The 6,848-nt window shown below is 50.2% G+C and carries 6 protein-coding genes; 1 reads left to right on the top strand and 5 read right to left on the bottom strand.

Annotation, left to right across the window (positions count from 1 at the left end):
- Positions 1 to 6 precede the first annotated feature (6 nt).
- A complete protein-coding gene (locus ACNRUY_RS18025) occupies positions 7 to 1,107 on the bottom strand; it encodes an SMP-30/gluconolactonase/LRE family protein (protein ID WP_488113040.1) in 1,101 nt (366 codons plus the stop codon).
- Between the two features lie 164 nt (positions 1,108 to 1,271).
- Positions 1,272 to 2,330 carry a porin gene (locus ACNRUY_RS18030; protein WP_488113041.1) on the bottom strand — a complete coding sequence of 353 codons (1,059 nt, stop codon included), beginning with the start codon at positions 2,328 to 2,330 and terminating at the stop codon, positions 1,272 to 1,274.
- 470 nt (positions 2,331 to 2,800) lie between these two features.
- Between ACNRUY_RS18030 and ACNRUY_RS18035 the strand changes: the two genes are divergently transcribed.
- Positions 2,801 to 3,712 (top strand): LysR family transcriptional regulator, encoded by a 912-nt coding sequence (locus tag ACNRUY_RS18035; RefSeq protein ID WP_488113042.1) that lies wholly within the window; start codon positions 2,801 to 2,803, stop codon positions 3,710 to 3,712.
- A 3-nt stretch (positions 3,713 to 3,715) separates the two neighbouring features.
- Here ACNRUY_RS18035 and ACNRUY_RS18040 read toward each other — a convergent pair whose 3' ends face one another.
- The 3 genes from ACNRUY_RS18040 to ACNRUY_RS18050 all read right to left on the bottom strand — a co-directional run.
- Positions 3,716 to 4,714, bottom strand: coding sequence for a hypothetical protein (locus ACNRUY_RS18040; protein ID WP_488113043.1), 999 nt, complete (start codon positions 4,712 to 4,714; stop codon positions 3,716 to 3,718).
- A gap of 126 nt (positions 4,715 to 4,840) precedes the next feature.
- Positions 4,841 to 5,914, bottom strand: coding sequence for a patatin-like phospholipase family protein (locus ACNRUY_RS18045; protein WP_488113044.1), 1,074 nt, complete (start codon positions 5,912 to 5,914; stop codon positions 4,841 to 4,843).
- Positions 5,915 to 6,167: 253 nt separating this feature from the next.
- Positions 6,168 to 6,848: IS5 family transposase (locus ACNRUY_RS18050; RefSeq protein ID WP_488113045.1), on the bottom strand; the 681-nt coding region annotated here is incomplete at its 5' end.

Below are 6,848 nucleotides of genomic sequence, written 5' to 3' on the forward strand. Positions count from 1 at the left end.
CTATTTTCATTCCCACCCAGCCTTAAGATACCCAAGCCGCGGTTCGGTCAGGCTGGTCACAACCAACTCACCATTGGGTCCTCTCAAAGCACCTGTATTCAGGGCATAGTCACCCGCAGGATCCTGTAAGGTTTCCAATATCTGGCCATTGCCGTCAATATGCACAACCATTCCATAGCGTTGTGGTTTGGGGCGGACAACAGCTGGCAAACGCTGCACTACCTTGCGCAGGAAGGGCCAGTTGGAAAGGGTGTCCACTGGGGCTGATCTCGGGCTGGCCAGCCCCAGCCAGAACGTATTGTTGTCATCACGCTTAAGGTTGTCAGGAAATCCCGGAAGATTGGCGACTATTGTTTCCAGTTCACCCATTCCTTGGCCTGATAGCCACAGTCGCAGCACCGAATAGGTTCCTGTTTCATTGACCAGCAGGAAGCGATTGTCGTCAGAAAGAGCAAGGCCATTGGCAAAACTCAGCCCTTCTGCCACCACATAGGCTTTGCCCGTCTCCGGTACGTATTTAAGTATGCGTCCGTGGGGTCCGTGCTCCATCAGATCAAGCAACGAGGCCTCCAGCGTTCCACCGTTGGCAGCGGCACCAAATTTACTGCTGGCATCGGTAAAATAGATAACTCCCGATGGCGTAATATCAAGGCTATTGGCGTAAGCAATGACTGAACCATCGGCAGTGCGGTCGGCGAGCAGTGTCAATTTTCCATCCGGTTCCATGACCATGAGTCCCTTGAAGGCATCGGCAATATAGAGCCGACCGTCCTGGCCAAATGTCACACCAAGGGGGCGGCCTCCAGTCATGGCCACCGGTTCCGCAGTACCGGCCTTCAAATCAATTTTGACAATAAAGCCATCTTGAGTGGCGGCATAAATCTTTCCATCAGGGCCAAGCGCTGCATCCTCAGGGCCGGAATGCCTGGAGAGGTCGATAAACTCAAGGTTTGACAGACGATGATTCACCTCAAACTCCCCGGTGTATCCATTATTACGGGGTGCATTCCAGGCCACAGGATCAACTGGCACTGGCCAGAGGGTAAGATAGCCGCTGGCGACAAAGGCTATTGCCAAAATAAACGACCATTTCCTTTTCGACATCATATTGGTAACCCTGTCCCTGGCAGTTCAGAATAAAATCAAGCATCAATCATTTGAATCATCAGTGATCTTGCTTTCATACTCAACAAAAAACGGGACCATAAGGCCCCGTTTTTTGTTGGTTTACTGCAGTCGGCACTCTGTCATCGAGCGCCAAAGCAGTATTATCAGAAGTAGTAACGAGCCTGCAGAATCAGCTTGTCGTCTACATCCTGACCAGCGGCATCCTTACTGTCTTCAAACTGGTAGGTACCGGACAGCTGAATCGGACCAGTGGTGTAAATCAGACCCAGAGGGAAGTATTTCACTTCACCCAGCCCTGGTTGACCGCTCTTATCCTTCAGCTGGTTGTAGCCGGTCTCAACCATAAAGTTCTCATTGAACTGATAGCCCGCGTACAGTTCATAACCTTTAGCCTTTTCGACCAGGCCAAGGTAATCATGGGCATTACGGTTCTTCAGCTCAGCGTAGGTGAATGCAGCGTAGATCTTATCCGCTTCAAACTTGGCGCCCACGATGGCTGATTTGGCCTTGTTCTTGGCATCCGTATTGGGAGCCACTTCATCCTTCAGCTTGGCTTCGTTATAAGCCACACCAAAGCTCAGGCCCATGGGCAGGTCATAGCTGGCACCGAGACCGTAAGAGTAGTCCCGTGTCTGGTAGTTAGGGTTCAGCAGGTTACCGTCGTCGTCAGTCAGACTGCGGCTGCCTGCCTGATACTGGGCAGACAGGTTCAGACCACCAAAGCTGCCATTGTACTGCAGAGCATCATCAGCACGGGAAGTACCCAGAACTTCACCGTCATCGCCATAAGCGCCAACAGCATCACCACCGGTGGTGGCAAATACGTCGGTCCAGCCTGCGATGGTGTAGTAAGTAGACCACTGCTTACCGAAGGAGATGGAACCCAGCTGGTCGTTTTTCGCACCCACATAACCCAGTCGCTGGAAGAAGAAGCTGTCTGTTTCATCACCTGTGGTGGTGGTGTCAAAGCCCCACTCTGCCATGGCAAAAGCCGTGGTGTCCTGGGTCAGCTTGGACTCAAAACCAAAGTTGATACGGCTGCTGTCTCCAGCGGTTGCATGGGATGAATCCTGGTCTACATAACGCATACCAATATGGCCGCCAATGGCCACTTTATTGGTTCCATCGTCAACCACAGTGATCGCCATGGCCTGACCGGCTACCAGAGAAGCGATGGCAGCGGCAATTAATCTCTTTTGCATGTGTGATACTCCTGATAAACATCATTCCAGAAAAGAAAGCTGATACTGTCGCCGTAACGACCAATCTATTTCTGAAACAGAGCCAGTGTTGTGTTGGTATTTTGGCACTGGGAGTTTTAATCACGTTTGATGGACAGGTCACGTGCAATATTTCAATCCCCCCATTGATTCAACCAATAAGTTTAATTACCTATTGGTAAAATCAATGTTTAAATTAAAAATACCCATTAGTGATCCAGTCACATGCTCTATATTCTTTCGGCTATGAATCGCTATTACTCCGATTCATGAATGATGTGTTTTTGTAGCCGGGCTGTTTTTGCAGTGCCGGCTTTTTTTCTTTATAAACCCAGCTATTCAGGGCGCTGCAGACCACATTTTTTATTTTTTGGAAACTGCACTGTTTTCATCAGGATAACGCTCAAAGCTGCCTGGGAAGGAGAAAACCTGTGGTTAACGGGCGTTTAAAAATGAGTCTGCTTCCTGCACTCAAGGCTATCCTGGATACGGCCAGCGTGACACACGCAGCCGAGTTAATGCACGTCACCCAATCCACCATGAGCCGCACGCTCTCCCAGCTGAGGGACATCTTTAACGATCCGATTCTAACCCGGGATGGCAATCATATTTCACTTTCACCAAAGGCCCAGCAGATACAACCGCTGGTAGAACACCTGCTGAACGAAGCCGACAACCTGTTTGAAAACCAGAGTTTCAGTCCCAAAACCTGTCAGCACCATTTTCATATTGCCAGCACATCCAGATTCCTGGAATCCCACCTTATTCAATCTCTCGACAGAATCAGGGAAAAAGCCCCCAACCTGTCATTCAGCCTGGAAAGCTGCTGTAAAACGTCCACTAAAAAAATGAGAGAAGGGCTTCTTGACCTGGCCATTCTTCCAACCACCAGCCTGGATGACATGGATCTGTCAGGTGTCAACATTGTTGAGGGGCCCGTTTGTGTGTTGCTGGGCAAAGGTCACCCTCTGGTTAAAACAGGTATTAAACAACTGGCGGACCTGGACGACTACCCTTTTATTTCATTAAATGCCCCCATGGGACAGACTGGGGAATCCGAGCATTTAAAGTCCCTGTCCACCACTCTCAGCAATCCATGGATCCGGTTGAAAAACCAGACAGCTGCCCTGGAGCTGATCCAGAAAGACAAAGCCTTTCTGATCTCATCAACTATGATGTACCCTGAACTCATGTCCAATCCGGAGTTCACCTTCCTGCCTCTGCCTGTGGATTTCCCCCCGGCTACCCTGAGTATTGCCTGGCCAAGACACTGGGAGTTCAGTCATGCTCATCAATGGCTGCGCCAGACCATTGAAAAAGACCTGAGGACCTTTTTCCACAAGGCTGGGTTTGAATTACTTTAATCTTCAGGGCTTCTTAAGCGTCCCCAGGGCCAGATAAAGATAGGTTTTAAGCTGAACAGGGCAGCCCGGCTCAAACAACAGTTTAAAGTGATTGATACGGCGGGAATAGACCAGCTCTTTCTGCCGACCTATCTCAGTTCCAATGGCTCCCTTTTGAAGCAGGGCTTCCAGGTTTTCTGAAGCCCCTGGCCAGGACATCATGGTCCGGGAGTCACAGCCTCCCAATGAAAGATAGAGCGCCTCTGCCGCTTTCGAACCGGACACAGGTAACTCAATACCAAACCTGGGGTTCACCCCCTTCCCTAGATCAAACGACAACACGACAGTATCTACCAACCCGAACACATCGCTACTCATTAGCTGCTGTATCTTGGCGTCACAGACAAGCAACATGTACCGTTCAATAAAATGCTCTGCATCCTTTAATGACATTTTCAGACAGCATCTCAGACTCCCCTTTTTTCGGGACTTTCGAGACAGCATCACTCCCAGATAATGGATCTCAACCGCTGGATACTCAGCAAGGATAGCCGCCAACCTGGAAAGGCTGGCTTGCAGCTCAGGGCTGTCACACAGCAGGATCAAAACCTCTGACAAGCCAGCAATTCCATTGGCCAGTCGTTTGTCATCCGGCCGGAGAAATACACTGGGCACGGCCAGTCCCCGATTCAGATCGTCATCATCAAACTCCAGCCAGAAGTCGCTGGCCACAGTCTGGCCTGTGGATAAAAAGTCACGAATTCTTGACCAGACATGGAGGAGCACAGGGTTTTGGGGATCAAAATCACTATCAAGATGGTTCTGAAAAGCGGTAAGGGAACCGTCATCTGTGGATAAGCGCAGGCTGATATCCACAGACGACCAATCAGTATCCCGTATTTCAAAAATAGTCCCTGGAACCCATGGATGATCACCCAAAAGGTGTCTGAAATTCTGGACCATCCGGTCGTATACAGTGCAGGCAGGTAACCCTGAAAACACCGAATCAAAAACTGAATCCAAAGCTTCCCCCTTGCCTGATCAGAGAGACCTCTCCGGTTACAGAGGCTTCACCGATTAGAGAGCCTTCACCGATTAGAGAGCCTTCACCGATTAGAGAGCCTTCACCGATTAGAGAGCCTTCACCGATTAGAGAGCCTTCACCACTTCCCGGATCCTGCCACTGTTGACCAGCTCCAGAAAGCAGTCACCCAGCCGCTCGCTTTCCCGTATCACCCTTTCCCAGTAACGAACCCGCTCCTCAAAACTGAACCGCTGAAAATCGTTGCGATCGGGAATCTTGCCGTAAGGCAGGCTGGCCACAAACTCACTGGAGGGGGATATCAGCACAATATTATCGGTGTTCTCAGGAACAGGCCTGCGTTTTTTGAGAGCTTTATCAAACCAACCCGGAATCATCCAGTTGTAAAAATGTGGATAGAGTACCAGGCCATCCCCTTTATGCAGAGGCAGGTCAAAATGATAATCGGTGATGCCGCCATCCCGATAAACCCCTTGTGGAGCCCCTTTGATTCCGGAGACTCCTTCCATAACGGCCGGAATTGACCCGGAAGCCATCACTGCACTGGTAAGGTTGTCTGAACTGAGCCGGACCCGGTCAGTGGGCAGGTCATTCAGATGAAAAAAGTCCGGCTTTTCAGACTGCTCATAGGCCGGATGATAAAACAGCGTGCGTGTGAAAAAATGCGACAGAAGCTTTCTGTTAACCAGGTTGGCAGTAGCGGCCATTCCCAATCCAGTCATCTGCACAGGCCTGCGCTCAGATGACAATAATCCATGGCTTCTCACGGCAATCAGGTTAAAGCGCATAATCTGGTTATTCAGAATCTCTTCAGTGCCATTGGGGCCAATCATGCTCTCAACCAGGTCCCTGGCCTTACGGCTGATTTCATGGGCGTCCGGCCTCTCGGAATAGCGGGTGTGCAGGTAACCCTGTTCAAAACGCTGGTGAGCCGCCAGAGGATCACTTTGACTGAAGCAACTGAACCGCCAGCTACCCGCCGACGTTCCCAGCAGATCAAGAGGTGTCTGCCGATCCCGAAAATACTCAGTCAGCAATGCTTTATCCAGCCCGCTGAGCACAAACCATTTAGGGCCACCAGAGGCACCAGCCATCACTTTAATGCTGTTCTGGGGCAGGCCGCCGGATCGAACCTTCTCCAGGGCCAGCCTTCCGGCTGATATGTCCAGCAGGCTTCTCATAACGAATCATGCCCTCCCGAGATCCATGGTCATTCGTCGACAAAATTAAGCTATGCTTCTGGCAAACAGCTATTGTCTCATACATTTCAATAGTCGTTTAAGGAAGGTGCGAACAACCCCAGCTATTTGATAAATTCATCTTTTGGGATCGCAAAAGCAGCCTAGCCCCAGAAATTTTGGTGGATAATCCACCAAAAACTTACTTGAAAGTGGCAGGGTTTAACCACTTTCACGGTTTTCGGGCGGATTCACCCTATGCCCGGATCATTTGATCCAGCCTGACGATGTTCGCTAGGGCAAACAGTGTTGCCAGTTTGTTATCGTTTTTCTTAAGCCCCCTGTATACGGCTTTCACAAAACCAAACTGGCATTTTATTATCCGGAAGGGATGCTCCACAAAAGCTCGAATGCTTGCTTTTGAATGCTCAAGCTTGAGCTCATCTTTGTTCTTGCGAGGGTGTTTCTTCAGCTCTTTAAGCCGGGATGGATTTGCAGCAATAAACCACTCAGCAGAGACATCCTGCAGTTCAGGACGTTGTTCTGCTCCCCGGTAACCGGCATCGCTGAATATGAATCCCTCATCCCCATGAAGAAGCTCACCAGCCTGATTGAGGTCATGCTCATTGGCGGCTGTTGTTGTGAGACTGTGAGTCAGCCCAGTGCATGCATCAACGCCAATGTGAGCCTTCATGCCGAAGTGCCACTGATTTCCTTTTTTCGTCTGGTGCATATCAGGGTCGCGCTGCTTCTCCTTATTTTTGGTAGACGTCGGCGCCTCAATAATGGTGGCATCCACCAGAGTGCCTTCTTTCAGGATGATGCCAGAGTTCGTCAGCCAATTATTAATCTCGGCGAAAATAGCCCGTCCCAGCTGGTGCTTCTCGAGTAAATGCCGGAAGTTCATGATCGTCGTGCGATCAGGAATCGGCTTATC

It is taken from the genome of Endozoicomonas sp. Z74 (assembly GCF_057680865.1).

Bases quoted from the DNA above. Each gene is read 5' to 3' on its own strand.
- ACNRUY_RS18025 (WP_488113040.1), bottom strand. From the start codon at position 1,107: ATGATGTCGAAAAGGAAATGGTCGTTTATTTTGGCAATAGCCTTTGTC.
- ACNRUY_RS18030 (WP_488113041.1), bottom strand. From the start codon at position 2,330: ATGCAAAAGAGATTAATTGCCGCTGCCATCGCTTCTCTGGTAGCCGGT.
- ACNRUY_RS18035 (WP_488113042.1), top strand. From the start codon at position 2,801: ATGAGTCTGCTTCCTGCACTCAAGGCTATCCTGGATACGGCCAGCGTG.
- ACNRUY_RS18045 (WP_488113044.1), bottom strand. From the start codon at position 5,914: ATGAGAAGCCTGCTGGACATATCAGCCGGAAGGCTGGCCCTGGAGAAG.